Raw genomic sequence first — 25876 nt, 5'->3', positions numbered from 1 at the left:
GACCTTGAAACACCCCCACTTTTGGGAATAAAGCTTGACCCGATCAAGCGCCCCAAGTGCATTACTTGGCACCACAACCAGCACCTTTAACCGCAAGGGCCTGTCCCGCGCGTCGTTATGCAGGTCTCTGTTCCTGGCAAGTATTCGTGTTTTTGCCCGTTTTTCAGGTAGGCAGACCTTGTCTGCCCCGGCTGGATCCCCCTATGAACGGCGGGCGTGTTTTCAATTTGATCCACCTGACCCTGTCTGGAACCAACCATTCCTGACAGACACAGATTCACCCCGATTTTTATGGGCCTAGTGCAAGGCTGGGCTCCAGACACCGCTTGTCCGGTTTGTCGGTCTGCCTTGTTTCCAAGCCCGTCCCCGTCCCGCCCAGCAAGGCCAGACGGGAATTATTATTTTTAAAGGAGTCCCGATTTATGGCCAAAGAAGAGCTACTTGAAATGCAAGGTTCCGTCACCGAAATCCTGCCTGACTCGCGCTTTCGTGTCACCCTGGACAACGGTCACGCCGTTATCGCCTACACCGGCGGTAAAATGCGCAAGCACCATATCCGTATTCTGGCTGGCGACAGCGTCACCCTGGAAATGTCGCCCTACGACCTGAGCAAAGGTCGCATTATCTTCCGCCACCTGCCCAAGCGTATTGGCGCGCCGACCTCTGCCCCTCGTCGCACTCCCCACCGCCGTTAAGACATATCGCCACACCCCTGTCACAATTAGATGCAAAGATAGGCGCGCCTGACAGGGGTGCGACAAGAGCCATCAGCGCTCGGGCGCACCCCACATCTTGTGGGAGTCGCCTTGAAAAAATTACTGACGCTCAAAACTGGCTTCATCGCCTATTTTGCAATTCTGAGCCTGTTTCTAATCCTGATGCTGATTGCCCTGCAACATTTGAGCAGCAGCATCGAACAGCGCAAGCATCTGGAAGCCCAGCGCCATCAAACGACGGCGCTTAGCAAAGACTTCAAACGCATCAGCGAATTGCTCAGCCGTCAGGCCATCGCGTTTGTCTCCAGCGAGCAGATCGAATTTCAGGAAAACTTCCGCCACCTCCTGGCGGTGTTTACCGGTGTCCAGCCGGATCAGGACGGCGTCGCCCTGGCGATGCTGGACCGCTTCAGGGATCTGGAGCTGGAGCCGGCTGAACAGGACCTGCTGCGCTCTGCTTATGAACAGACCCTGGCACTCAGCCGGGTTCAGTCCGAAGCCATTCAAACCGCCAGCGGCCAGTTTGAAGATGGTAACGGCGCTATCCGTATCGCCCTGCCCAATGCCTTGATGGCCAAAGTGCTGGTGTTCAGCCAGCAATACATTCAAGCCTCGGCCCAAATCACCAACACACTGGATCAGTTCGAGCACCAGTTCAGCGAGCGCCTGGACAGTTCCCTGGATCTGGCTGGTCGTAGCAGCGACCGTGCGTTCAGCCTGGCATTAGCGGCACTGGCCCTGTTCTTCATGGCCAGCACCATTGCTCTACGCCTCTTGTATCGCTCCATCAAGCAGCCGCTGGATCAAGGGGCTAATCTGGCCAAGGAACTGGCCCAGGGCAAGCTCAATGCGCAGCTCAGCGTGCGTCGCCATGATGAGTTCGGGACCTTGCTTACAGCACTCAATGGCATCGGCCAGGGCGTACAAACCGTAGTGCATCAGATCCGCGAACAAACCGGCCTGATACGCGACGGCTCGCATGCGATTGTGCTGGGCAGCCAAAACCTGAGCGAACAAATTCTGGACCAATCCACCGAATTGAATCAGACCGTCAAGGCGATGAATCAACTGGCTGACACCGTGCGCCAGAACGCGGAGCAGGCCCAAACCGCCGATCATCTGGCGCAAGACACCTCCAGCCAGGTGGCCCTGGGCAATCAAGCGGTACACAGCCTGCTCGATACCATCGACGCGATTGCCGACAGCTCGAACAAAATGAGCGAAATCACCAAACTGATCCGCAACATTGCCTTCCAGACCAATATCCTGGCCCTGAATGCCGCGGTGGAAGCCGCCCGCGCCGGAGTCCATGGTCATGGCTTTGCGGTTGTTGCTGCCGAAGTGCGCAACCTGGCTTTGCGCTCCACCGACGCCTTGCAACAGATTTCCACCCTGATTTCCAGCTCAGTCGAACAAACCGAGCAAAGCTCGGCTGCCGCCCGAGGTATGGCGCAAGTCATGGCCAACACACAACACAAGGTCAATGAAATGCGCAGCATTGTGGCCGATATTGCCCAAGCTTCTCAGGAGCAGGCGACGCATATCGACTACGTGAACCAGGTCATGACGCGCCTGGACCAGCAAGGCCAGTCCAACCGCCAACTGCTTGAACACAGCGCCCACACCGCTCAGGAGCAGCTGGAGCAAACCACTTTGCTGGCCCAGGTGGTGGCGCATTTCAGTCTGGATAGCGATCTTTCCGGGCCCGATGCTCCCACCCTGCCCGCCGCCCCCAAGCAGCCTTCTTACCGATCCGTGCCCGCCTATCGCACAGCCACGTGCACAATGTCCGGTTCCTGAGCGGCCAATACGTGCCATAGACCTCCGATAAGGGTAAAATCGGAAGTTTGCCGCGCGCCGCCTTGCTGGCTGGCGTGGGTGGCACATCAAATATAGGAAAGCCGCTGAATCATGGAATCGGAACGACTTAATCAACTGGAAGCCCGCCTTGCCGATTATTCGGAGCGGGAAAATGCCTTACGGAGGTATCTTTGACTACGATGACAAAGCTCATCGTTTGCACGTAGTCAATGCCGAACTCGAGGATCCCAACGTCTGGAACGATCCTCAACACGCTCAGGATCTGGGCCGCGAAAAGAAAAGTCTGGAAAACGTGGTGCATGTGCTGGACGCCTTGCACACGGGTTTGAAAGATTCGCAGGACCTGTTTGAGCTTGCCGCGATGGACGATGACGATGCCACTATCGCCGCCATCGAAGAAGATTGTGCCGCCATGGCCAGCCGTATTGAAGAGCTGGAATTCCGCCGCATGTTCTCCAACCCTGCCGACCCGCTGAATTGCTTTATGGATATTCAGGCCGGTGCGGGTGGTACCGAAGCCCAGGACTGGGCCTCCATGCTGCTGCGCATGTATGTGCGTTATGCCGAACACAAGGGCTTCAAGGCTGAGATCCTGGAACAGTCTGACGGCGACGTGGCGGGTATCAAATCGGCCTCCATCAAGATTGAAGGCGATTACGCCTACGGTTTTCTGCGCACTGAAACCGGCGTGCACCGTCTGGTTCGCAAAAGTCCCTTTGACTCCTCCAACGGCCGCCACACGTCTTTCACCAGCGTGTTCGTCTACCCGGAAATCGACGACTCCTTTGAAGTCGAAATCAACCCGGCCGACTTGCGTATCGACACTTACCGCGCCAGTGGTGCCGGTGGTCAGCACATTAACAAAACCGACTCGGCCGTTCGTATTACGCACGAGCCCAGCGGCATTGTGGTGCAGTGTCAGAACGACCGCTCGCAGCACCGTAACCGTGCCGAAGCCATGCAGATGCTGAAGTCCCGCCTGTACGAGCTGGAAATGCGCAACCGTATGGCCGAGCAGCAAAAACTGGAAGACTCCAAGAGCGATGTGGGTTGGGGTCACCAGATCCGTTCCTACGTGCTGGACCAAAGCCGCATCAAGGACTTGCGTACCAACTACGAAAGCTCCAATACCCAGAAGATTCTGGATGGCGACCTGGATGCCTTTATTCAAGCCAGCCTGAAACAAGGTATTTAATATGCACACTTCCACGCTGACTGTTCTAAGCGGTGCCTCTCGCGGTCTGGGCTTGTCCCTGGCACGTCAGGCACTGGCCGCTGGCCATCAGTTGATCACTTTGGCCCGCAGCGAACTGCAACTGGATGCGCCCCAAGAGGCTCATCAACATCTGCAAGTGGATCTGGCCAGCGCGGAAGGCGCACAACAGGCTGCCAAGGCTCTGCAAGCCTTGATCAGCCAGACACAGGCTCAACGCTACGTCCTCATTAATAATGCGGGCACGGTTGATCCCGTTGGGCAGGCCAGCCACCTGCTCGATGCCCAGGCCATTACACAGGCGCTGCAATTGAATGTCGCCAGTGTCATGAGCCTGACCGCCGCCTTCTTGCAAGGCGCCCCCAAGGATGCCCAACGCCAGGTGCTCAATATATCCTCTGGTGCTGGCCGCAAACCCGTCTCGGGCTGGGCCGTGTACGGCTGCAGCAAGGCAGCGCTGGATTTTTATACGCAAACCCTGAAGCTGGAGAATCCCGAGCTGGCCGTTTGCTCTCTGGCCCCTGGCGTGGTCGATACCGATATGCAAGGCCATATCCGTAGCCAATCCCGCGACCAGTTCCCGAACCTGAGCCGCTTTATCGACCTGCATCAACAAGGTCAGCTAAGCAGCCCGGACGATACGGCCGAGCGCATTTTGCGCCACCTGAACAGCCCGGATTTTGGCCAGCACGTCCTGGATGACATCCGCCACTACGAATAAGTACTGACACAATGACTGAACCGCTAGACACTTCCGCCCCCGTCGTAGACGAAAACCGCCTGATCGCCGAGCGTCGTTCCAAACTGGACCGCCTGCGCGAAAACGGCATCGCCTACCCCAACGATTTTCGCCCTGACGCCCACGCTGCCGAGCTGCACAGCCAGTACGGCGAGCAGGACAAGGATGCCCTGGCTGCAACCAATAAAGTCGTGAAAGTAGCTGGCCGCATGATGCTCAAGCGTGTCATGGGTAAAGCCAGTTTTGCCACACTGCAAGATGCTTCCGGCCGCATCCAGATCTACCTGGACAAAGCCGCGCTGGGCGAAGAAAACTACGCGGAATTCAAGGGCTGGGATATCGGTGACATCCTTGCCGTGGAAGGCACAGTCTTCAAAACCAATAAGGGCGAGCTGTCCGTACATGCTTCCAGCGTGCGCCTGCTGGCCAAGTCCCTGCGCCCCCTGCCCGACAAATTCCACGGTCTGGCTGACCAGGAATTGAAGTACCGTCAGCGCTACGTAGACCTGATCATGGGTGAAGACACCCGTCAAACCTTCCTGGCCCGCAGCAAGGTCATGAGCAGCCTGCGCCAGCACATGGCCCAGGCCAACTTCCTGGAAGTGGAAACCCCCATGCTGCACCCCATTCCGGGTGGCGCATCGGCCAAACCCTTTGTGACCCACCACAATGCGCTGGACATGGAAATGTACCTGCGTATTGCTCCCGAGCTGTACCTGAAGCGTTTGATCGTGGGCGGTTTCGAGCGCGTGTTCGAGATCAACCGCAACTTCCGTAACGAAGGCGTCAGCCCTCGTCACAACCCCGAATTCACCATGATGGAGTTCTACGCAGCCTACACGGATTACCAGTGGCTGATGGACTTCACCGAAAACCTGATACGCGAAGCCGCGATCAGCGCCCGTGGTACCGCTACCCTGCAGTACCAGGAACGCGAACTGGATCTGAGCCTGCCTTTTGATCGCCTGACCATTACCGGCGCCATCATGAAGTACGCTCCTTCCTACCAGATCGAGCAACTGGAAGACATCCAGTTCTTGCGTACCGAACTGGCTCGCCTGAAAGTGGACGTGAACTCGCCGCCACTGCGTGATGCCGGCCTGGGTGCCTTGCAACTGGCTCTGTTTGAAGAAACTGCAGAATCCAAGCTGTGGCACCCTACCTTCATCGTGGACTACCCCGTGGAAGTGTCGCCACTGGCACGCGCCTCGGACACCCAGGAAGGCATTACCGAACGCTTTGAGCTGTTCATTACTGGTCGCGAAATTGCCAATGGTTTCTCGGAGTTGAACGATCCTGAAGATCAAGCCGCACGTTTCCAGGCCCAGGTTCAGGCCAAGGACGCTGGCGACGAAGAGGCCATGTTCTATGACGCGGACTACATCCGTGCGCTGGAATACGGCATGCCCCCTACAGGCGGCTGCGGTATCGGTATCGACCGACTGGTCATGTTGCTGACCGATAGCCCTGCTATCCGTGACGTGATCCTGTTCCCGCACCTGCGTCGCGAGGACTGATCAGTCTCAAGACAGAAAAACGCGCGGTCAAGACCGCGCGTTTTTTTATGCATCCTCGCCCCCGCATACACATACACATACACATACACATACACATACACATACACAGATACGCAGCTATTCTTCCCGGTCCCTGAACAAACCCCCGCTCCAATCTCATCATTAGCCAGCCCTACACCTGTAAGGGCAGACTTCATTCGGGCTTGATGCCAGCAGTTGCCGCCACTTTACGAAACAGGGCAATATCACGTGCCACGATCTGATCCAGAGACTCAGCCGAATCAGGCGCGATCACAAAGCCCTGCTCCTCCAATGGCTCCGCAAATTCGCGTGAACGCAGTACAGCCGTGATATCGCGATTTAACACCTCAACTACCTTATCGGGCGTGGCACGTGGCACAAAGACGCCCTGCCAGCTTTCGATCACGAAATCAGAAACACCCAACTCATGAAAAGTGGGAACATCCGGTAAAACCTTCGAGCGCTCCGGCGAGGTCACCGCCAGAGGGATGAGCTCACGCTTCTGAATGTTCTGGATTGTTCCAGAGATATCAATAAGTGCTCCGTCAACATGCCCGCCCAGTATGTCCAACATAGCGGGGGCCCCTCCCGCGTAGGGAATGTTATTGGTTTGCGTACCCAAACGCTGGTTAAGCATCTCGACGGCCAGATGATAAATACTGCCGTAACCAATCGGCAGCGCTGCAGATACTTCGCCAGGCTGACGTTTAAGAAGTGCCACGTAGTCATCAAAGTGCTTAACGCCCAGACCGGGACGCACGACCAGCACCTGCGAATTAACAATAGTGCGGGTCACGCCACGGACCTCCGTCTCGCTATAGGGCAGCTTGCGACCGAGGGCAGCGTTGATCGCAAGCTGATCCCCGCTAGACAAGAGCGTATGCCCGTTTGGGGCTGCACGAACTACCCGGTTGACGCCAAGGCTGGTGTGAGCGCCGGGCACATTATCCACAATCACCGTTTGTTGCCACAATTTGGCAAGATTTTGCGCGAGCATCCGTGCGATACGGTCAGCGTTGCCGCCCGGATTCACCGGAACAACAATACGCACAGGCCCGGAGGGAAACGTATCGGCCTGCTGCGCACGTGCCGGAGCCGTGGCAAACATAGCACCCAGAGAAGAAACAGGAACACCAAGCCGGGCGGCGATACCCGCGCCGATCGCTTTCAAGATCATGCGTCGATTCAAGCCTACCTCCAGTATCCACAGACTGCCCATTGATCAGGCGACATTGTGTTTGCAGTGCTTGCCAATCACGAACTGTAGTCTAGAGAGCCCCCATGCGCGAATCAAGCAGCCCCCGTCCCGACCGCTGCTAAAGCAGCTATCAACGACTTTCGCGCAGTCTGACAACTTGCTCAGCAACACGTCATGCCGAAACAAAAAAGGACGCTCGAAAGCGTCCTCTTTTTATTGCGAATCCAGGTTCATAGCTTCACCGTGTTGCACCTGTGCTGCGAGTACGATTTGCAGGCAATTAATCCACCGGCAAACGCATCACCGCCTGTGCCCATTTATGAGCTACCTCAGGCGAAGAAAAACACGAAGCCTTGTCTGCCACCACGCGCACCGCACGCTCCAGCAGCTGGATGTCAGCCTCGTGCTGACGCGCAACGTGCGGGTCTTCAAAGAAGATGACGCGTTGACAACGATTTTCCAGCACCAGCTCGGCAATTTGCGCATCGCCACCCAAAGGACCACTCAGGTAAGACTGAACCCAGAGTGTGTCCTTGGGCCAACCTTTAGACCAGGCCAGCTCATTCAACAAGCGGCTTGTCGTCCCGGTTCCCACGCGTTGGCCAAAGCGAGACAGCAGATCAAAGTGCTTGTCGGCAAACTCAATCATCTTGTCCTTGAGTGCATCGTGCGCAATCATGGCCAAGGTTTGATTAGGGAAGTCAAAAATACGTTTGCAGCTGGAATCGGGCCACAAACCGCGGCTGACACGCTCCACTTCAATCCATTCAATTGCACCCATCAAGGTAGAAATGAAAGGACGGCCATGCGTGATGCATTGGCGCTTGAGCGCCAGTGCTTCCGGAAAAATGGAGGAAGGGTCTACCGGGTCAATCAGGTAAATGGCGCCATCAAAAGGCGGTGTACCATCCGGGCTTTGCGTGACCCGGGCCACCAGCTTCATCAAGCCGCCATCACGACCATAGGGATAGCGAACCAGGCCGCCATAGCCTTCCAGCAGGCCCGACCGCTCGATGGCATTACAGGTACGACCGACCGTGTAAAGCTCAACTTCCAATTCGCGAATACCGCTGGCTGAGCGCCGCAACCACTGAAACAAAGCCGCATCTGCCGAATCATGGTGCAATTGATTGGCCGCCAAACCGAAACGTAATGACATGAGTTCCTACACGGTAAACGATTCGCCACACCCGCAGGAGGCTTTCTCGTTTGGATTGATGAACTTGAAACCTTCATTGAGGCCATCACGGCCATAATCCAGACGCGTGCCGTCAATAAAGGGCAGGCTTTTAGGATCAACAAACAGTTTAACGCCGTGCTCTTCAAACAGTTGATCGCCTTCAACCGGCTCATCAACAAAATCCAGCTTGTAGGCCAGACCCGAGCAACCGGTCAGACGTACACCCAAACGTAGCCCCAAACCGCCCCCGCGTTTTTTCAAATGACGCTGGATATGTTCTGCGGCGGGCTGAGTAAGAGAAATAGACATAATCTTTTCCTTTCTATAAACCTGAAAGAATATTCAGCCTTCAGGCTTGGACAACTAAAACGCGCCTTTGTTCTGTACCGAGGCAATAGCGGCCTGAACCGCCTCCTGGGCCAACAAAGCACAATGCACTTTGACCGGCGGCAATTCCAGCGCTTGCTGCACATCTGTAGACGAGAACTGAGCTGCCTGCTCCAGACTGCGACCTTGCAGCCACTGTGTCGCAAACGAGGCGGAAGCGATGGTACAGCCACAGCCATAAGCCTTGAAACAGCTATCCTGAATCTGGCCCTGCTCCGATACCTTGAGCTGGATGCGAATCAAGGCCCCGGTTTCGTGACTTCCCGCTTCCCCTGTACCTACGTCAGCATCACGGCTGTTCATGACACCCACATGACGCGGGTGCAGGAAATGCTCCATGACAGCGTCACTATATATCATTGCGCGAACTGCTCCGAAGCAGGCTCGCTCCACAAGGGAGAGATAGCCCGCAATTGTTCAACCACACGACGGATGGCCGCAATCGTGTCATCAATATCCTGCTCGGTCGTGAAACGGCCCAGACTCAAGCGCAGGGAACTGTGCGCCAACTGATCACTACGACCCAGAGCCGTCAATACGTAGGACGGTTCCAGGCTGGCCGAGGTACAGGCCGAGCCACTGGACACTGCCAAATCTGTCAGAGCCATCATCAGAGCTTCGCCCTCGATGTGATCCACGCTGATGTTCAGGTTGTGGGGCACGCGCTGATCCAAGGTGCCATTCAGGAACAGATCAGGGATAGACTGCAGGCCGGCCCATAGACGATCTCGCAGCGCGGTGATGCGCTGATTGTCTAGGTCCATTTCCTGCGCAGCCAGTTCAAAAGCACGCCCCATGCCCACGATCTGATGAGTGGCCAGCGTACCGGAGCGAAACCCGCGTTCGTGGCCGCCACCGTGAATCTGCGCTTTCAGGCGCACCGCCGGTTTACGACGGATATACAAGGCACCGATTCCTTTGGGACCGTAAGTCTTGTGGGCAGACATGGACATCAAATCCACCGGCCACTCCTGCAGATTGATCGCCACCTTGCCGGTGGCCTGGGCGGCGTCCACATGGAACAGCACCTTGTGCTCCCGGCACATTGCCCCCAGGGACTGCACATCCTGAATCACGCCAATTTCGTTATTCACCAACATGACCGAGGCCAGGATGGTGTCGGGGCGAATGGCTTGTTCAAACGCCTGAGGATCAATCAGACCACTGGGCAGGACATCCAGAAAGGTGACTTCAAACCCTTCGTCCTGCAAGGCCAGACAGGTATCCAGCACGGCCTTGTGTTCCGTACGGACGGTAATAATATGGCGGCCCTTGGACTGATAAAACTGCGCGGCACCTTTTAACGCCAGATTGATGGCTTCGGTAGCACCGGAGGTCCAGACAATTTCACGCGGCTCTGCCCCTACCAAAGCGGCAACCTGACGGCGCGCCTGGTCCACGGCCTCTTCCGCATCCCACCCATAGGGATGGCTGCTGGAGGCCGGATTGCCAAATCGTTCCGTCAACCAGGGAATCATGCTGTCGGCCACACGCGGGTCTACCGGTGTAGTGGCGGCATAATCCATATAGATACGCTGAGCGCGACTCATACAAAACTCCGGGTCAGTAGCGGATCTTGCCCACTACAAAGTACATTCTTCTGGCTGGCCGGCTTCCTGAGCGGCCAACTTGAGCTGACGCAGACGCTGCTGATCAACCAAGTCCTGTAGCGAGACAGAATCCAGATAATCGACCATTTTACGACTAAGCGTCGCCCAAAGCTCGTGAGTCATGCACTCGCCTTTCTGCCCGTTTGTGCCCTGCTTGCAATTACCCTTGCCACCGCATTGGGTGGCATCAACGGGCTCATCGACCGCAAACACAATGTCAGCAACGGTGATGTGGCGAGCCAGACGCGCAAGCGTATAGCCACCACCCGGACCACGCACACTATCGACCAGTTCATGGCGGCGCAACTTGCCAAACAACTGTTCAAGATACGAGAGCGAGATACCCTGTCGCTGGCTGATGCCTGCGAGCGTCACCGGTCCACTTTGCTGGCGCAGCGCAAGATCGATCATCGCGGTTACGGCGAAACGCCCTTTTGTCGTCAAACGCATGATAGTTTCCTTGCCAAAGGCGAAAGCGGCCGGACTGCCAACGGCAAATCCGACCAATTTGGTCCAGTATAGCAAATACAGGGGAAACTACCGTGCTTGAGCGTGTGTTTTTACACTTATACTGAAGTGTTATGTAGCCACTCAGGCAGCACGGTAATTGGGGACGCGCTTGCGAACCAGTTCGAACACGCCCTGGCAGGCATCTTCGATATAGTCCATGACCTTATTAAAGCCATCCTGGCCGCCATAATAAGGATCGGGCACGGTAGCCGCTTCATAGTCAGTGGCAAAGCGCATCAGCAGCATGAGCTTGTGACGATAAATGGGAGGACACATTTGCTGCAAGGCAGCGTGGTTTTCCCAGTCCATGCTCAAGATAAGGTCGAAGTTGCGAAAGTCCTCGCGCTGGACCTGTCGGGCCTGATAGGTAGAGATGTCATAACCGCGTTTACGAGCGGCTATCTGTGCGCGTGTGTCAGGATGCTCGCCAACATGAAAGCCATGCGTGGCGGCTGAATCCACCAAAATAGCCTCCGACAAACTGGCCTGGTCGACCAGTTGGCGCAAGACACCTTCGGCGCTGGGGGAGCGGCAAATATTCCCTGTACAGACAAACAGAACCTTACTCATAATGCGTCAAAGTCTGCGGGAAAACCCCAAATAAGGCAAGACGAAACCGGGGTGAAAACAGACCCCGAAAATCGCCTTGAAAACAGCAAATCCGTATCGTTTGGGAGCTGCCAATAAGAACCGGTCGCAGCTGCTTGAAGTTTGGAATAAACCAAAGGCGCAGCAACCTTTGCTTAGCGGATACACCACTTTCTCGAGATGAGATAAATCAAGCAATACACCCGAGTGATGAAAGCCGGTAGCAGAACGGTGTTTTTTCTGAGCTTTCGTCCAGCTTTAGTTGCAAATACACAACAACCATCAAGCCATCAGCAGTTTGGACTTCAGTCTTTGCAACTTGTCGCGCGCGGCTGCCGCTTGCTCGAACTCCAGGTTGCGGGCGTGGTCCATCATCTCTTTTTCCAGACGCTTGATCTCGCGTGCAGCGGCCTTCTCGTCGCGAATCAACTCGTCCGGCACATCCTCGCGCAAGCTGGCGGTTGGATCCGAGGCAACAACACCATCAATCAACTCACGGACGGCCTTGTTCACGCCGCGCGGCGTAATACCGTGCTCTTCGTTAAAGGCGATCTGCTTGGCACGACGGCGCTCGGTTTCTTCGATAGCGCGGTGCATGGAGTCCGTCATTCTGTCGGCATACAGAATGGCTTTACCGTTCAGGTTACGCGCTGCCCGACCTATGGTTTGAATCAGGCTGCGCTCCGAACGCAGGAAGCCTTCCTTGTCCGCATCAAGAATCGCCACCAGAGACACTTCGGGCAAATCCAGACCCTCGCGCAGCAGGTTGATCCCGACCAGCACGTCGAAGACGCCCAGACGCAGATCCCGGATGATCTCGGCCCGTTCCACCGTATCAATATCCGAGTGCAAGTAGCGCACGCGAATACCGTTTTCTGACAAATACTCGGTCAGATCTTCGGACATGCGCTTGGTCAGCGTTGTCACCAGCACACGGTCTTCCTGCGCAGTACGCAGCTTGATTTCACCCAGCAAATCATCGACCTGCGTGGTAGCCGGACGAACCTCGATTTCCGGGTCCACCAGTCCGGTAGGTCGCACCACCTGTTCAACCACATTGTCTGCATGCTCTTGCTCGTAGGCAGCGGGTGTAGCCGACACGAACACGGTTTGCGGCATACGGCGTTCGAACTCTTCCAGTTTCAAAGGCCGGTTATCCATGGCCGAAGGCAGGCGGAAACCGAACTGCACCAGGGTTTCTTTACGCGAGCGGTCACCGCGATACATGGCGCCCAACTGCCCGATAGTGACGTGGCTTTCATCGATAAACATCAGGGAGTTACGCGGCAGGTAGTCGATCAGTGTCGGCGGCGGATCGCCAGGCGCTGCTCCTGACAAGTGGCGAGAGTAGTTCTCGATGCCTTTGCAAAAGCCCAGCTCCTGCAGCATTTCCAGATCAAAACGGGTGCGCTGCTCCAGGCGTTGAGCTTCAACCAAATGCCCTTCCCGTGTCAGAAATTCCAGACGCTCGCGCAGTTCGAGCTTGATGGTTTCAATCGCCCTCAACACGGTTTCGCGTGGCGTCACATAATGCGAGCTAGGGAACACGGTAAAGCGGTTCAGCTTCTGCACGACCTTGCCTGTCAGCGGATCGAACAACTCCAACTCTTCGATCTCGTCATCAAACAGGCTGACCCGCAAGGCCAGCTCCGCGTTTTCTGCCGGGAAAATATCGACCACTTCACCACGAGCACGGAACATCCCACGCTGAAAATCCAGATCGTTGCGCTCGTACTGCATGGCGACCAGACGCGCCAGCAGCTCCTGCCGGGCAATACGGTCGCCCTTGCGCAACGTCAGCACCATCGCATGGTAGTCGCCGGGATTACCGATACCGTAAATGCAGGACACAGTGCCCACAATAATGGTGTCCGGCCGCTCCAGCAGGCTTTTGGTGGCCGACAAACGCATCTGCTCGATGTGTTCATTGATGGACGAGTCCTTTTCAATAAACAGATCGCGCGATGGCACATAGGCCTCGGGCTGGTAGTAATCGTAGTAAGACACGAAGTACTCCACGGCGTTGCGTGGAAAGAACTCGCGCATCTCGGCGTACAACTGCGCCGCCAGGGTTTTATTGGGCGCCAGAACAATGGCCGGACGCCCGGTGCGAGCAATAATGTTCGCCATCGTATAGGTCTTGCCCGAGCCCGTTACCCCCAAAAGGGTCTGGTACATCAAGCCATCATCAATCCCCTCAACCAACTGCTCAATCGCCGCAGGCTGGTCGCCAGCAGGCAAATAAGGTTGGAAAAGTTTGAAGGAACTCCCCGGAAATTCTTGAAAGGCAGGCTCAAATTTCATGCTAGACACACTTTAGGGTAAGCCCGTATTATCACATTAATGCTTTGTTTTTCTACCTTTCTGCACTAACGCCCCCATATCATCATGACATCGCTCTTCGAAACCGTCGAACTGGCTCCACGCGACCCTATTTTGGGTTTGAACGAACAATACAATGCCGACGAACGCAGCGGCAAAGTTAATCTGGGGGTCGGTGTTTACTACGACGATCAAGGGCGTATCCCGATTTTGCAGGCTGTTCAAAAGGCTGAGGAAGCCATGATGAGCAAAGCCGCCGCGCGCAGCTACCTGCCTATTGAAGGGATCAATACCTACAATCTGGGTGCTCAAACCCTGTTGCTGGGTGCCGACTCCCCCATCATTGCCGAAGGCCGCGCCTTGACCGTGCAATCCCTGGGCGGTACCGGTGCGCTGAAAATCGGTGCTGACTTCCTGCAGCAACTGCTGCCCCAGTCCGAGGTTTACATCAGCGATCCAAGCTGGGAAAACCACCGCGCCCTGTTCGAGCGCGCCGGCTTCAAGGTCAACACCTACGCTTACTACGATGCCGCTACGCATGGCCTGAACTTTGACGGCATGATCGCCTCGCTGCGCGCCATGCCGGCCCAGTCCATCGTGGTCCTGCACGCTTGCTGCCACAACCCGACCGGCGTGGACCCCAGCATGGAACAATGGGCCCAGATCGCCGAGCTGATCAAAGAACGTCAACTGGTTCCTTTCCTGGACATCGCTTACCAAGGCTTTGGCGCCGGTCTGGAAGAAGACGCCAGCGTAGTGCGTCTGTTTGCCAAGCTAGGCCTGTCCATGTTCATCAGCTCCTCGTTCTCCAAGTCCTTCTCGCTGTACGGCGAGCGCGTTGGCGCCCTGACCCTGGTTACTTCCAGCAAGGACGAAACTTCCCGCGTACTGAGCCAGGTCAAGCGTGTGATTCGCACCAACTACTCCAACCCACCCACACACGGTGGCAAGGTTGTGGCCACGGTACTGAACTCGCCTGAACTGTTCCAGACCTGGGCGACTGAACTGGCCGGCATGCGTGATCGCATCCGCGAAATGCGCGCTCAACTGGTTGCCAAGCTGAAAGAGCACGGCGCTACCCAAAACTTTGACTTCGTGCTGCAACAGCGCGGCATGTTCTCCTACTCCGGCCTGACTGCCGAGCAAGTCGAACGCCTGCGCCAGGAACACGGCATTTACGCTGTCAGCAGCGGCCGTATTTGCGTTGCTGCATTGAACAGCCAGAATATTGACGTCGTGGCCAAGGCCATCGCTCAAGTCCTGAAGTAAGCTGTCCCTCAGTACAGCCCCAACGCCCTTCTTCGGAAGGGCGTTGTCGTTCCAGCCCTTGGAGCACTACCATGACAGACACGATTTCCCTGAACACCGAACGCCTGATCTTGCGCCCCTGGAAAGCTTCCGACCTGGAGCCCTTTTTCCGCTTGAACAGCGATCCCCACGCACTGCGTTTTTATCCGGCCACCCTGGACCGTGAGCAAAGCGATGCCATCGCCCACCGCAGCCAAAGCCTGATTGACGAGCATGGCTGGGGTCCCTGGGCAGTCGAGCTGAAAGAAAACGGGGCCTTCATTGGCATGGTGGGCTTGAACCGCCCGACCGCCGATCTGTACTTTCAGCCTTGCGTGGAAGTTCTTTGGCGTTTGCTGCCTGAATACTGGGGCAAGGGCTATGCCACCGAAGCGGCACGAGCCTGCATGGACTTTGGTTTTGACGTACTGGGCCTGGAGCAAATTGTGGCGTACACCGCTCAGTTGAACTTGCCTTCGCAGACCGTCATGCAACGCCTGGGCATGACAAAGCAAGCTGGTACCTTTGATCACCCCGGTGTAGCGGCAGGCCACAAACTCGTCCCCCATGTGCTGTACACCCTGGACAGCAAGGATTGGCCCCAGTCAGCCTGAGCAGCCCGAAGGGTCAAAAATTAAGCCTTTAGGGCCCTCACCGCTTGCAAAAACGCCAACTGTAACGCACAATCTTTACTGTATATATATTCAGCAGACAATACTATGACCGCCAAGCTCACTGCACGCCAACAACAAGTGCTGGACATCATTCGTTCTGAAATCGAACGGACGGGTTTCCCTCCCACTCGAGCAGAGATTGCTCAGGTGCTGGGTTTCAAATCCGCCAATGCGGCCGAAGATCATTTGAAAGCTCTGGCCCGCAAAGGCGCTATCGAGCTGACTGCCGGCGCCTCGCGCGGCATACGCCTGCTCGGTACGGATACCCGCGAAAGTGCTGCTCCCAGCAGCAACGCATTGGCCAATCTGGCTGACGCCCTCTTGCTGCCCATTATTGGTCGCGTGGCTGCCGGTAGCCCTATTTTGGCCACCGAGCATATCGAGCGCGAGATTGGCGTCGCCCCTACCCTATTCACCCAAACGCCTGATTACCTGCTGCGCGTACGCGGCTTGAGCATGAAAGACGCGGGCATTTTTGACGGCGACCTGCTGGCCGTCAAGAAAGCCAGTGAAGCGCGTAATGGGCAGATCGTGGTGGTGCGCATTGGCGACGATGTCACCGTCAAGCGCCTGTCGCGCTCCAGCAATCAAGTGGTCCTCTTGCCCGAGAACCCGGACTTTGAACCCATCATCGTCACCGACCCGGATTCCCTGTCTTTGGAGGGCATTGCTGTGGGTCTGATTCGTACCAGCCCGCTGCATTAAGCTTCCTCTCTCTTGGTCACCAGAGCTGTTTTACAGGCTTGGTGCTCCTGACAAGAGAAAAACCCCGTATACCGTTTGGTACATGGGGTTTTTTATTGGTCGAAGTGCATGCCGATATACAGGTTTGAGCAGCCGTAAACCCCTCGCGCAAGCTAGCGACCCTCAACTCCCTCAATATCATTGCCCAAAGATCTGGCTCCCACTGCTGTCAATATGGCTAACCTCGAAGCCACGATCAGTCTGAGCAAAATGTAAACAGGCTACCTTGAACCCAAGGCAGCCTGTTTCACTGCTTGCTGACTACTGCTGATGCTTAGTGCTTGAAAGACTCAGAACCCGCCCCAGCGGCACGCGTGGCTGCCAAGGCCTCAGCGGCCAGGCGAGCTACTTCTTCGTCGCTCAGGGGCGTTACAGCGTCTTGCAGGGCCACTTCCAGTACACGGTCAATCCAACGCACCGGGATGATCTCCAGCGTGTTTTTCACGTTATCTGGAATATCGGCCAGGTCCTTGATGTTTTCTTCCGGGATCATCACGGTTTTGATGCCGCCGCGTTGCGCAGCCAACAGCTTCTCTTTCAAGCCGCCGATAGGCAGAACTTCGCCGCGCAAGGTGATTTCACCCGTCATGGCCACATCAGCACGAACCGGAATACCCGTCAGGCTGGACACGATAGCGGTCGTAATGGCGATACCGGCCGATGGACCATCCTTGGGCGTAGCGCCTTCAGGAAAGTGCACGTGCAGGTCACGCTTTTCAAACACGCTATTGGCAATGCCCCACTTCTGAGCACGCGAACGCACAACCGTACGAGCCGCTTCGACCGATTCTTTCATCACATCGCCAATCGAGCCGGTGCGCAGCACATTGCCTTTACCGGGCATATCGGCCACTTCGATGGTCAGCAACTCACCGCCCACCTCGGTCCAGGCCAGACCGGTAACCAGGCCAACCTTGTTCTCTTTTTCGGCCAGGCCGAAGGAGAAACGACGTACACCCAGGTAATCGTTCAGATTCGCCGCATTCACGACCAAGGTTTCCTGGGTCAGTGTTTTGTTGCGAGCTGCACGCGTACCGGCTTGTGGATTGGCCACCAACAGCTTGCGAACAACCTTGCGGCAGATCTTGCTGATTTCACGTTCCAGGGAACGCACACCCGCTTCACGGGTGTAGTAACGCACGATGTCGCGCACGGCATCTTCGGTCACTTCCAGCTCGCCATCGCGCACGCCGTTGTTCTTCATCAGCTTGGGCAAGAGGTAATCGAAAGCAATACGCACCTTCTCATCTTCGGTGTAACCCGACAGACGAATCACTTCCATACGGTCCAGCAGGGCCGGTGGAATGTTCAAGGTATTGCTGGTTGCCACGAACATCACATCGGACAAGTCATAGTCCACTTCCAGGTAGTGATCCTGGAAGGTGTGGTTTTGTTCAGGGTCCAGAACTTCCAGCAGTGCCGAGGATGGGTCGCCACGGAAATCCGCGCCCATCTTGTCGATCTCGTCCAGCAGGAACAGCGGGTTACGTACACCCACCTTGCTCATGTTCTGAACCACCTTGCCCGGCATGGAGCCGATGTAGGTACGACGGTGACCGCGAATCTCGGCCTCGTCACGTACACCACCCAAAGCCATACGAATGAACTTGCGGTTCGTTGCCTTGGCAATGGACTGTCCCAGCGAAGTTTTACCCACGCCTGGAGGGCCAACCAAACACAGGATTGGAGCCTTCAGTTTGTCGACACGTTGCTGAACCGCCAGGTACTCGACAATACGTTCCTTGACCTTTTCCAGACCAAAGTGATCCGCATCCAACACTTCCTCGGCATTGCTCAAGGAGTTGTTGATACGGCTCTTTTTGCGCCAAGGCAGGCCAACCAGCGTTTCAATGTAGTTACGCACCACGGTTGCTTCGGCTGACATCGGCGACATCAGCTTGAGCTTCTTCATTTCCGATTCGGCTTTCTTGAGCGCTTCCTTGCTCAATTGAGCCTGCTCGATGCGTTTTTCCAGCTCTTCAACATCAGCGCCGTCTTCGCCTTCGCCCAGCTCTTTCTGAATCGCCTTGACCTGCTCGTTCAGATAGTAGTCGCGCTGGCTCTTTTCCATCTGCTTTTTCACACGGCCGCGAATGCGCTTCTCGACCTGCAAGATGTCAATTTCGCCTTCCAGTTGCGACAGCAGGCTTTCCAGACGCTCCAAAGCCTTGGGCGTTTCCAGCATGCCCTGCTTTTGTTCCAGCTTCAAAGGCAAATGAGCGGCGATGGTATCGGCCAGACGGCCAGCATCGTCAATCCCGGTCAGGGAAGTCAGAATTTCCTGAGGGATTTTTTTATTCAGTTTGACGTACTGCTCGAACTGACCCAGCACCGCACGACGCAGGGCTTCGGTTTCAGCAGCATCACCGGAGTCGCCGGGCACTTCGACCACCGAGGCCATGAAGTGGGTTTCGGCATCCTGTACCTGGGTGATTCGAGCGCGCTGCAAGCCTTCCACCAGCACTTTTACCGTGCCGTCGGGCAGCTTGAGCATTTGCAAAATACTGGCCGCACACGCAATTTCGTAGAGATCCTCGGGAGCGGGATCGTCCTTGCCTGCGGACTTTTGCGCCACCAACATAATGTTGTTGCCGGACTCCATTGCCAGCTCAAGGGCTTTGATCGAGCGAGGCCGGCCAACAAAAAGCGGAATCACCATGTGAGGGAACACCACTACATCGCGCAAGGGAAGCAGCGGCAGCTCAATAGGTTCCGTAGAAAGAATCTGGCTCGCAGACATAGTCATTTCCTATAAATGTCCTTAGACGCAAAAGGGAAGCCTGGGCTTCCCTTTCACGGTTTAACCTGTTGTAGCTCAGATTGTGGCGAATTTTGATATTTCAAGTAGGCCGAACGAACATTAGAACAGAACTTTACAGAGTTAAAGAGAGACAAGCCCTTATGCCTGGTGGTCTTCATAGGTCCACTCCTTTCTCTTTACCTTCGCCTGTCGCCCTGTCCCGCCTTCGCCTGTCCGACCAAAGCCAGACAGTGCACAAACGAGGAGATATCTCTAAGCTACTGCGTTTTTCAAGGGCGACTCAGTGTCACTGGCTTCACTATCGGACAAAGGACGACCCAAAATCAATTCGGGTTTACTCTTTCCGACAATGGCGTCCTCGGTCAGCACCACTTTGCTGACGTCTTTACGCGAAGGCAGTTCGTACATGGTGTCCAGCAGCGCTTGCTCGACAATACTGCGCAGGCCGCGAGCGCCGGTACGACGCTTGATGGCACGCTGGGCCACCGCACGCAGGGCTTCGGGCTGAACTTCAAGCTCTACGCCTTCCATGCTCAGCAGCTTCTGGAACTGCTTGACCAAGGCATTGCGCGGCTCGGTCAAAATGCGGATCAGTGCGTCTTCGTGCAGTTCTTCCAGAGTGGCGACCACAGGCAAACGCCCCACCAGCTCGGGAATCAGACCAAACTTGATCAGATCCTCGGGCTCGGCCTCAGAGAATAGCTCGCCTACGCCTCGTTCGGACTTGGCTTTCACGGAAGCAGAAAAACCGATACCGGATTTTTCTGTACGGTCGCGAATCACCTTTTCAAGGCCATCAAAAGCACCGCCCACGATGAACAGAATGCTGGTGGTATCCACCTGCACAAAGTCCTGGTTCGGGTGCTTGCGACCACCTTGCGGAGGCACCGAAGCGACTGTACCTTCGATCAGCTTGAGCAGTGCCTGCTGCACGCCCTCGCCCGACACGTCGCGGGTGATCGAAGGGTTATCCGACTTGCGGGAAATTTTATCGATTTCATCGATGTAGATAATGGCGCGCTGCGCTTTTTCCACATCGTAATCGCAGTTTTGCAGCAGTTTTTGAACAATGTTCTCGACGTCCTCACCCACGTAACCGGCTTCGGTCAGTGTGGTGGCGTCTGCCATCACAAAAGGCACATCCAGCATGCGGGCCAGTGTTTGGGCCAGCAGCGTTTTGCCCGAACCCGTAGGCCCGATCAGCAAAATATTACTTTTGGACAGTTCCACATCGTCACGGCCTGCCTTGCCGCTACGAATTCGCTTGTAGTGGTTGTACACCGCTACGGCCAAGGTGCGCTTGGGCATTTCCTGGCCAATGACATACCCATCCAGAAACTCTTTGATTTCCTGGGGGGTGGGCAATTCTTTACGTTCACCATCAGGAGTGGCGCCCGCAGCTTCGTCACGAATGATATCGGTACACAGATCAATACATTCGTCGCAGATGAACACGGACGAAGGTCCAGCGATCAGTTTCTTGACCTCATGCTGGCTTTTATTGCAAAACGAGCAATGCAGAACTTTCTCGTCGGCCGATTTCTTTTCGGACATAAATTTAAATTTCACTTCAGGATGGTAAAAGGACGGGAACAAGTCCCGCCCCCGAACAGCCATAGTACTGCGTCAGATCGATCCCTGTAGGGACAGATGATTACTCGTCACGAGTGTTCATCACCTTGTCGATCAGGCCATAGGCCACAGCGTCTTCAGCTGCCATGAAGTTGTCACGCTCGGTATCCAGCTCGATACGCTCGACAGGCTGGCCGCAGTTTTCGGCCAGGATCTTGTTCAAGCGTTCACGCAGGCTCAGGATTTCCTTGGCCTGAATCTGGATATCGGAAGCCTGGCCTCGCGCACCGCCCGAAGGCTGATGGATCATGATGCGCGAGTTAGGCAAGGCAAGACGCTTGCCCTTGACGCCCGAAGACAGCAAGAAAGCGCCCATGCTGGCAGCCATGCCGGTACACAATGTCGAGACTTCCGGCTTGACGAACTGCATCGTGTCGTAGATGGCCAGGCCTGCATAGACCGAACCACCGGGCGAGTTGATGTAGAGCGAAATATCCTTTTCAGGATTTTCCGACTCCAGAAACAGCAGCTGGGCCACAATCAGGTTGGCCGAGTTGTCATGAACCGGGCCCACCAGAAAGATGATGCGCTCGCGCAGCAGGCGGGAGTAGATGTCGTAAGACCGCTCTCCACGACCGGACTGCTCGATCACGATAGGCACGTAGCCCAAACCCGTAGGGGCAACGGATTGCCCCCCATGCATTGAGGCGTAGAAGTCGACAAAGGTTGACGACATTAGTTGGTTCCCATGATTTGGTCGAACGCCACCTCCTCGTCGGACACCTTGGCCTGGGACAGTACGTGCTCGACGACGTTATCTTCGAGTACCACTGCCTCAATCTCGGCGCGACGCTGGCGATCGGACAAGTAGTAGGCCACCACTTGGGCGGGCTGTTCGTAGTTCTGGGCAAATTCTTCGATGCGGGCACGAACCTGTTCGGGCTTGGCTTGCAGTTCAGCAGCCTTGACCAGTTCGGAGACCAGCAGACCCAGACGCACGCGGCGAGTGGATTCTTCCTTGAAGGCCTCGGCAGGGATAGGCATCTTGTCTGCGTCAGGCACGCCGCGCTCTTTCAGTTCGGCGCGAGCCGAAGCGATGCGACCTTCCACGTCGTTGTCCACCAGAGCGTTAGGCACGTCAAATTCGCTGGCAGACAGCAAGGCGTCCATCACAGCGGATTTGTTACGGGCGTGCACACGAGCCTTGATTTCGCGTTCGATGTTGGCACGAATGTCGGCCAGCAAAGCGTCCACATCACCTTCAGCCTGACCCAGGGACTTGGCAAACTCAGCATCCAGCTCGGGCAGAACAGGCTGGGCCACGTCTGTCACGGTGATCTTGAATTCGGCAGTTTTGCCAGCCACTTCCTTGCCGGTGTAGTCGGCAGGGAATTCCAGAGGGAAGGTTTTGGTTTCGCCTGCTTTCATGCCGGCAACGGCAGTCTCGAACTCGGGCAGCATGCGGCCACGACCTTGCAGGTACTGGAAACCTTCAGCGCTACCGCCTTCAAAGGCGACGCCGTCAATGGTGCCCACAAAGTCCAGAGTGATGCGGTCATCTTCCTGAGCTTGGCGATCAGCGCTGGATTCGTAGTTGGCGCGTTGCTTGCGCAGCACGTCTACGGTGCGCTGGATGTCTTCGTCGGTCACAGGCGTGTTGGCACGCTTGATTTCCAGTTTGGACAGATCAGGCAGAGCCACTTCTGGGTAAACTTCGAAAGTTGCGGTAAAGGCCATGGTGCCTTCAGCAGGCTCGCCTTCTTTGGCTTCCAGATTAGGAGTGCCGGCTACGCGCAATTTGGAGTCCTGGATCACTTTGTCCAGGGCTTTGCCGATTTCTTCGTTGATGGCGTCGTAACGGATACCAGGGCCGTGGCTGCGCTCGACAACGGACAAAGGCGCTTTACCGGGACGGAAGCCCTGTACCTTGGCCGTACGAGCCACACGCTTGAGCTGGGCCTGGACTTGTTTTTCTACGTCGGCCACCGAAACGACCACATCGACTCGGCGCTCCAAGCCGGACAGAATTTCAACCTCGGGCTGCATTGAAGACCTATATTAAATTGAGTAATTGATAAGAGTAATCCGGCATTTTACCGGAAACTGGCACGGTAAATCCAAACAAACGTATTTTGAATCATAATTTCCTGTCAAGACAATACAGCCGTGCCGGACTATGATCCCTTACTTTACCTTCCCTACGCAAGACTGATATGCACATGAACTCCCCTTTAGGCGGCATCCGGGTCCTGGAACTGGGCCAATTGATCGCCGGCCCCTTTGCCGCCAAGATCCTGGGCGAATTTGGCGCGGACGTCATCAAGATCGAATCCCCCAAAGGCGGTGACCCCTTGCGTAAATGGCGTTTGCTGCATGACGGTAACTCGGTCTGGTGGGAGGTGCAATCCCGTAACAAGAAGTCTCTGGCTCTGGACCTGCGACAGGCGGAGTGTCAGGATGTGGTGCGCGCACTGGTAAAAGAATGTGACATTCTGATCGAGAACTTCCGCCCCGGCGCCCTGGAAGAATGGGGGCTAGGCTGGGAAGACCTGAAAGCCATCAACCCCGGTCTGATCATGTTGCGTGTATCGGGCTACGGCCAGACCGGCCCTTACAAGGACAAGCCCGGTTTCGGCGTGATTGGCGAGGCCATGGGCGGCTTGCGCCACCTTAGCGGTGAGGCCGGACGGCCGCCGGTACGGGTTGGCGTGTCCATTGGAGACTCTCTGGCAGCCTTGCATGGTGTCATCGGCATCATGATGGCCCTGCGCCAGCGTGAACAGAACAAGGGCGAAGGTCAATATATTGACGTGGCCCTGTATGAATCCGTGTTCAACATGATGGAAAGTCTGCTGCCCGAATACTCCGCCTTCGGCGCCATTCGGGAGCCTGCCGGCAGCAGCCTGCCCGGCATTACGCCCAGCAATGCCTACGTCTGCAAGGATGGCAAGTACGCCTTGATCGCCGGCAATGGCGACAGCATTTTCAAGCGCTTGATGAACGCCATTGGGCGCGCTGATATGGCTGACAATCCCGACTACGCGCACAATGATGGTCGCGCCCGAAATGCAGGCGTGATCGATGCCGCCATTGGCCACTGGGCCAGCGCTCTGGAACTGGACAAGGTACTGGAAATTCTGGACCAGGCTGGCGTTCCCGCAGGGCGGGTTTATGACATTGCCGATATCGCAGCAGATCCCCACTATCAGGCCCGTGACATGCTGCTGGACAGCAGTCTTCCAGACGGCACACCGCTTAAAGTACCCGGCATCGTTCCCAAGCTGAGCCACACCCCTGGCGCCATCTACCGCCCTGCTCCGCACCTGGGCCAGGACACCCAGGAAATCCTGGATAACCTGGGGATCAGCGCCGAACAACAAGCCGACTGGCAAGCACGCGGCCTGATCGCCAAGAACCCAAAACGCAAGTAAAACAAAGCAGTACAAAAGCACCTGGGGGCCAGTACAAGATGGCCCCTAATCTATTTGTTTTTCATACGGAGCAAGCACTTGCCGAGGATGAAAATCCAAGCTAGAATCTACTTTTTTCGTGCTGCGAACGTGGCGGAATTGGTAGACGCACCAGATTTAGGTTCTGGCGCCGAGAGGTGTGAGAGTTCGAGTCTCTCCGTTCGCACCAGAGCATGAAAACCGTTGATTCAGAAAAATCAATTTTAAGCAAAATCAACGGCTTAACTTTCATACCCTAACAGCTTTTAATAGCCTGTTTTCAAGTATTCAACATCGTAGGACCCATAAAGGCCCCACGAATTCCTCAAAAAAACAAAAATAGCCACATCGCCTAGGTATTGAGTCCAGTTCAATGCTGTGAGCGATGCACATGACTGCGAGTGCGTCTATTGATTTGGTTCCCTTGTAATTGTTTGGCCGCTAATAATTGCCACTCAATCAACTCGCTGCACGTCTTGTATTGTTGCGTACGAAAGCTAGCCCATTCTCACAATCATTAGTTAAAGCTTGTCCGCGCTAACAAAGTTATTTTCAGGTAACAGCCCACCAAAGCTGCGCTATATAGATCTGATAAATCCAACGGTATTTACTGAAATCGACCTCGAGACTGCTGAGAAAAAGCACATGCCGGGGGGGCAGAATCGCAAGAACCCCGCTGGGCACTGCGCTTTTCTCCTGAACACCTCTACTTAAACATCAGTTGTAGCGATCGTGCTTTCCAGGAAAGTCACTGGGCCAGCGCATGGGTTGCGGCTCGGGCTTGGGAGCCGGATCAGGACTTGGGCTGGGATCCGGATTTGGGCTTGGCTTTGGAGTGCGATTCATCCCCATCTTTCCTTTATAAAAAATCAATAATGACAATCATTCGCAAGTAATTATATTACCTAGTCACATTTGACAATAAATAACATTTATTCCTGCTTTTTACTCAATAACTACATTTTTCATGCATAAAGAGGTCATAAATTTGTCTGAAAGACCGATAAACCGAAGAATATTTGTTACTTTATACTACATTGATGAGCTGAAAGGGAGCATGGACATCGTTCTATAGACGTAGGTCAAAGTCGGTTTGAAACCGGCCCAAGAGGAAGGGATCTTGTCGTCAGGGAGTCTCAGGGGAGGACTTCAACACGGCCAGCCAGACAAGACAAAAACCATGCCCTGCATAAAGAGAAAGTCGGCACAGAGATGGCTGGGCCACAACAAACAGCTTAGTGAAGCAGCAAGAGCAACGGGCACGTCACCTGATATCCCTACTACCAAGCCCGAAAGATTCCCCTCCTCATTTCCGAGCTCCACAAAAGAAAGCCTTGAAGCGCAGACACAAAAAAGCCGCCCTTGAAGGCGGCTTCCCGATTAAATCCGGAGCTTATTCCTGCCGATCGTGTTTACCCGGAAAATCGCTAGGCCAGCGCATGGGCTTAGGCTGCGAATCGGGTTTGGATACCTGATTAGTAAAGGGGGCACTATTCACAAGGCAACCTCCTTCATGAAAATTAAAAATATAGAACCAGGCTTCAATTGCACTAAATCTTATATCAAT

Annotated in this window: 21 protein-coding genes and 1 tRNA gene; 10 read left to right on the top strand and 12 right to left on the bottom strand. The window is 55.5% G+C overall.

Features of this window, described 5'->3' with window-relative positions; all coding sequences use genetic code 11:
• Positions 1-422 precede the first annotated feature (422 nt).
• From infA to lysS, 5 genes are all read left to right on the top strand, one after another.
• Positions 423-695, top strand: a complete 273-nt coding sequence (gene infA, locus M2Q46_RS01740; protein WP_009458008.1) for a translation initiation factor IF-1 — start codon at positions 423-425, stop codon at positions 693-695.
• 111 nt (positions 696-806) lie between these two features.
• On the top strand, positions 807-2516 hold the full coding sequence (locus M2Q46_RS01735) for a methyl-accepting chemotaxis protein (protein ID WP_302356481.1): 1710 nt from the start codon (positions 807-809) through the stop codon (positions 2514-2516).
• A 111-nt stretch (positions 2517-2627) separates the two neighbouring features.
• Positions 2628-3732, top strand: a protein-coding gene (gene prfB, locus M2Q46_RS01730) for a peptide chain release factor 2 (RefSeq protein ID WP_115635138.1) whose coding sequence is annotated in 2 segments (ribosomal slippage) — positions 2628-2708 and positions 2710-3732 — 1104 coding nt in all. Because the reading frame shifts where the segments join, the coding sequence is not laid out codon by codon here.
• A 1-nt stretch (position 3733) separates the two neighbouring features.
• Complete coding sequence (locus M2Q46_RS01725; RefSeq protein WP_302356479.1) at positions 3734-4471, top strand: SDR family NAD(P)-dependent oxidoreductase; 738 nt, start codon at positions 3734-3736, stop codon at positions 4469-4471.
• 11 nt (positions 4472-4482) lie between these two features.
• Positions 4483-6006 carry a lysine--tRNA ligase gene (gene lysS, locus M2Q46_RS01720; protein WP_035268111.1) on the top strand — a complete coding sequence of 508 codons (1524 nt, stop codon included), beginning with the start codon at positions 4483-4485 and terminating at the stop codon, positions 6004-6006.
• Between the two features lie 193 nt (positions 6007-6199).
• On the opposite strand, the gene M2Q46_RS01715 is transcribed toward lysS, so the two are convergent.
• The 8 genes from M2Q46_RS01715 to uvrB form a co-directional block, all read right to left on the bottom strand.
• Positions 6200-7216, bottom strand: coding sequence for a tripartite tricarboxylate transporter substrate binding protein (locus tag M2Q46_RS01715; RefSeq protein WP_257113276.1), 1017 nt, complete (start codon positions 7214-7216; stop codon positions 6200-6202).
• A gap of 289 nt (positions 7217-7505) precedes the next feature.
• Positions 7506-8384: a methylglyoxal synthase gene (locus M2Q46_RS01710; protein ID WP_115635136.1), complete on the bottom strand. Its 879-nt coding sequence runs from the start codon at positions 8382-8384 to the stop codon at positions 7506-7508.
• A 6-nt stretch (positions 8385-8390) separates the two neighbouring features.
• Positions 8391-8714, bottom strand: coding sequence for an iron-sulfur cluster assembly accessory protein (locus tag M2Q46_RS01705; RefSeq protein ID WP_003801383.1), 324 nt, complete (start codon positions 8712-8714; stop codon positions 8391-8393).
• Between the two features lie 54 nt (positions 8715-8768).
• A complete protein-coding gene (locus tag M2Q46_RS01700; RefSeq protein WP_081055386.1) occupies positions 8769-9152 on the bottom strand; it encodes an iron-sulfur cluster assembly scaffold protein in 384 nt (127 codons plus the stop codon).
• The gene (locus M2Q46_RS01695; protein WP_088452620.1) at positions 9149-10342 is read right to left on the bottom strand and encodes an IscS subfamily cysteine desulfurase; all 1194 of its coding nucleotides are present in this window, start codon (positions 10340-10342) and stop codon (positions 9149-9151) included. The genes M2Q46_RS01700 and M2Q46_RS01695 overlap by 4 nt, the downstream gene beginning before the upstream one ends.
• A 33-nt stretch (positions 10343-10375) precedes the next feature.
• The gene (gene iscR, locus M2Q46_RS01690; RefSeq protein WP_021446710.1) at positions 10376-10852 is read right to left on the bottom strand and encodes a Fe-S cluster assembly transcriptional regulator IscR; all 477 of its coding nucleotides are present in this window, start codon (positions 10850-10852) and stop codon (positions 10376-10378) included.
• 141 nt (positions 10853-10993) lie between these two features.
• A complete protein-coding gene (locus tag M2Q46_RS01685) occupies positions 10994-11485 on the bottom strand; it encodes a low molecular weight protein-tyrosine-phosphatase (RefSeq protein ID WP_026482840.1) in 492 nt (163 codons plus the stop codon).
• Between the two features lie 297 nt (positions 11486-11782).
• Positions 11783-13804, bottom strand: a complete 2022-nt coding sequence (gene uvrB / locus M2Q46_RS01680) for an excinuclease ABC subunit UvrB (protein WP_088452618.1) — start codon at positions 13802-13804, stop codon at positions 11783-11785.
• A gap of 84 nt (positions 13805-13888) precedes the next feature.
• Here uvrB and M2Q46_RS01675 point away from each other — a divergent pair, with 84 nt between their 5' ends.
• The 3 genes from M2Q46_RS01675 to lexA all read left to right on the top strand — a co-directional run bounded on the left by M2Q46_RS01675 (position 13889) and on the right by lexA (position 16488).
• Positions 13889-15091: an amino acid aminotransferase gene (locus M2Q46_RS01675; RefSeq protein WP_009459106.1), complete on the top strand. Its 1203-nt coding sequence runs from the start codon at positions 13889-13891 to the stop codon at positions 15089-15091.
• Positions 15092-15162: 71 nt separating this feature from the next.
• Positions 15163-15723 (top strand): GNAT family N-acetyltransferase, encoded by a 561-nt coding sequence (locus M2Q46_RS01670; RefSeq protein ID WP_302356473.1) that lies wholly within the window; start codon positions 15163-15165, stop codon positions 15721-15723.
• Positions 15724-15828: 105 nt separating this feature from the next.
• A complete protein-coding gene (gene lexA, locus M2Q46_RS01665) occupies positions 15829-16488 on the top strand; it encodes a transcriptional repressor LexA (RefSeq protein ID WP_026482844.1) in 660 nt (219 codons plus the stop codon).
• A gap of 313 nt (positions 16489-16801) precedes the next feature.
• On the opposite strand, the gene lon is transcribed toward lexA, so the two are convergent.
• The 4 genes from lon to tig form a co-directional block, all read right to left on the bottom strand.
• The gene (lon, locus tag M2Q46_RS01660) at positions 16802-19267 is read right to left on the bottom strand and encodes an endopeptidase La (protein WP_009459101.1); all 2466 of its coding nucleotides are present in this window, start codon (positions 19265-19267) and stop codon (positions 16802-16804) included.
• A 273-nt stretch (positions 19268-19540) separates the two neighbouring features.
• On the bottom strand, positions 19541-20842 hold the full coding sequence (gene clpX / locus M2Q46_RS01655; RefSeq protein WP_009459099.1) for an ATP-dependent Clp protease ATP-binding subunit ClpX: 1302 nt from the start codon (positions 20840-20842) through the stop codon (positions 19541-19543).
• 100 nt (positions 20843-20942) lie between these two features.
• Positions 20943-21596, bottom strand: a complete 654-nt coding sequence (clpP, locus tag M2Q46_RS01650; protein ID WP_021446711.1) for an ATP-dependent Clp endopeptidase proteolytic subunit ClpP — start codon at positions 21594-21596, stop codon at positions 20943-20945.
• On the bottom strand, positions 21596-22906 hold the full coding sequence (gene tig / locus M2Q46_RS01645) for a trigger factor (protein ID WP_009459092.1): 1311 nt from the start codon (positions 22904-22906) through the stop codon (positions 21596-21598). The genes clpP and tig overlap by 1 nt, the downstream gene beginning before the upstream one ends.
• 173 nt (positions 22907-23079) lie before the next feature.
• Here tig and M2Q46_RS01640 point away from each other — a divergent pair, with 173 nt between their 5' ends.
• Together M2Q46_RS01640 and M2Q46_RS01635 are read left to right on the top strand one after the other, a co-directional pair.
• A complete protein-coding gene (locus tag M2Q46_RS01640; RefSeq protein ID WP_254003042.1) occupies positions 23080-24291 on the top strand; it encodes a CaiB/BaiF CoA-transferase family protein in 1212 nt (403 codons plus the stop codon).
• Between the two features lie 123 nt (positions 24292-24414).
• A tRNA-Leu gene (locus M2Q46_RS01635) sits at positions 24415-24499 on the top strand.
• Positions 24500-25876 lie beyond the last annotated feature (1377 nt).

Source organism: Alcaligenes sp. YSL9, from assembly GCF_030515105.1.
Lineage (GTDB): Bacteria > Pseudomonadota > Gammaproteobacteria > Burkholderiales > Burkholderiaceae_B > Alcaligenes > Alcaligenes phenolicus.
The sequence above is the reverse complement of the archived record's forward strand: the minus strand, read 5'-3'. Positions and strand labels throughout refer to the sequence as shown.

What these genes read in the sequence shown, in the direction of transcription:
- lon (WP_009459101.1), bottom strand. Translation starts at nt 19,267, where the DNA reads ATGTCTGCGAGCCAGATTCTTTCTACGGAACCTATTGAGCTGCCGCTG.
- lysS (WP_035268111.1), top strand. Translation starts at nt 4,483, where the DNA reads ATGACTGAACCGCTAGACACTTCCGCCCCCGTCGTAGACGAAAACCGC.
- M2Q46_RS01700 (WP_081055386.1), bottom strand. Translation starts at nt 9,152, where the DNA reads ATGATATATAGTGACGCTGTCATGGAGCATTTCCTGCACCCGCGTCAT.
- iscR (WP_021446710.1), bottom strand. Translation starts at nt 10,852, where the DNA reads ATGCGTTTGACGACAAAAGGGCGTTTCGCCGTAACCGCGATGATCGAT.
- tig (WP_009459092.1), bottom strand. Translation starts at nt 22,906, where the DNA reads ATGCAGCCCGAGGTTGAAATTCTGTCCGGCTTGGAGCGCCGAGTCGAT.
- M2Q46_RS01695 (WP_088452620.1), bottom strand. Translation starts at nt 10,342, where the DNA reads ATGAGTCGCGCTCAGCGTATCTATATGGATTATGCCGCCACTACACCG.
- M2Q46_RS01670 (WP_302356473.1), top strand. Translation starts at nt 15,163, where the DNA reads ATGACAGACACGATTTCCCTGAACACCGAACGCCTGATCTTGCGCCCC.
- M2Q46_RS01710 (WP_115635136.1), bottom strand. Translation starts at nt 8,384, where the DNA reads ATGTCATTACGTTTCGGTTTGGCGGCCAATCAATTGCACCATGATTCG.
- clpP (WP_021446711.1), bottom strand. Translation starts at nt 21,596, where the DNA reads ATGTCGTCAACCTTTGTCGACTTCTACGCCTCAATGCATGGGGGGCAA.
- M2Q46_RS01705 (WP_003801383.1), bottom strand. Translation starts at nt 8,714, where the DNA reads ATGTCTATTTCTCTTACTCAGCCCGCCGCAGAACATATCCAGCGTCAT.
- clpX (WP_009459099.1), bottom strand. Translation starts at nt 20,842, where the DNA reads ATGTCCGAAAAGAAATCGGCCGACGAGAAAGTTCTGCATTGCTCGTTT.
- M2Q46_RS01725 (WP_302356479.1), top strand. Translation starts at nt 3,734, where the DNA reads ATGCACACTTCCACGCTGACTGTTCTAAGCGGTGCCTCTCGCGGTCTG.
- uvrB (WP_088452618.1), bottom strand. Translation starts at nt 13,804, where the DNA reads ATGAAATTTGAGCCTGCCTTTCAAGAATTTCCGGGGAGTTCCTTCAAA.
- M2Q46_RS01640 (WP_254003042.1), top strand. Translation starts at nt 23,080, where the DNA reads ATGAACTCCCCTTTAGGCGGCATCCGGGTCCTGGAACTGGGCCAATTG.
- infA (WP_009458008.1), top strand. Translation starts at nt 423, where the DNA reads ATGGCCAAAGAAGAGCTACTTGAAATGCAAGGTTCCGTCACCGAAATC.
- M2Q46_RS01675 (WP_009459106.1), top strand. Translation starts at nt 13,889, where the DNA reads ATGACATCGCTCTTCGAAACCGTCGAACTGGCTCCACGCGACCCTATT.
- lexA (WP_026482844.1), top strand. Translation starts at nt 15,829, where the DNA reads ATGACCGCCAAGCTCACTGCACGCCAACAACAAGTGCTGGACATCATT.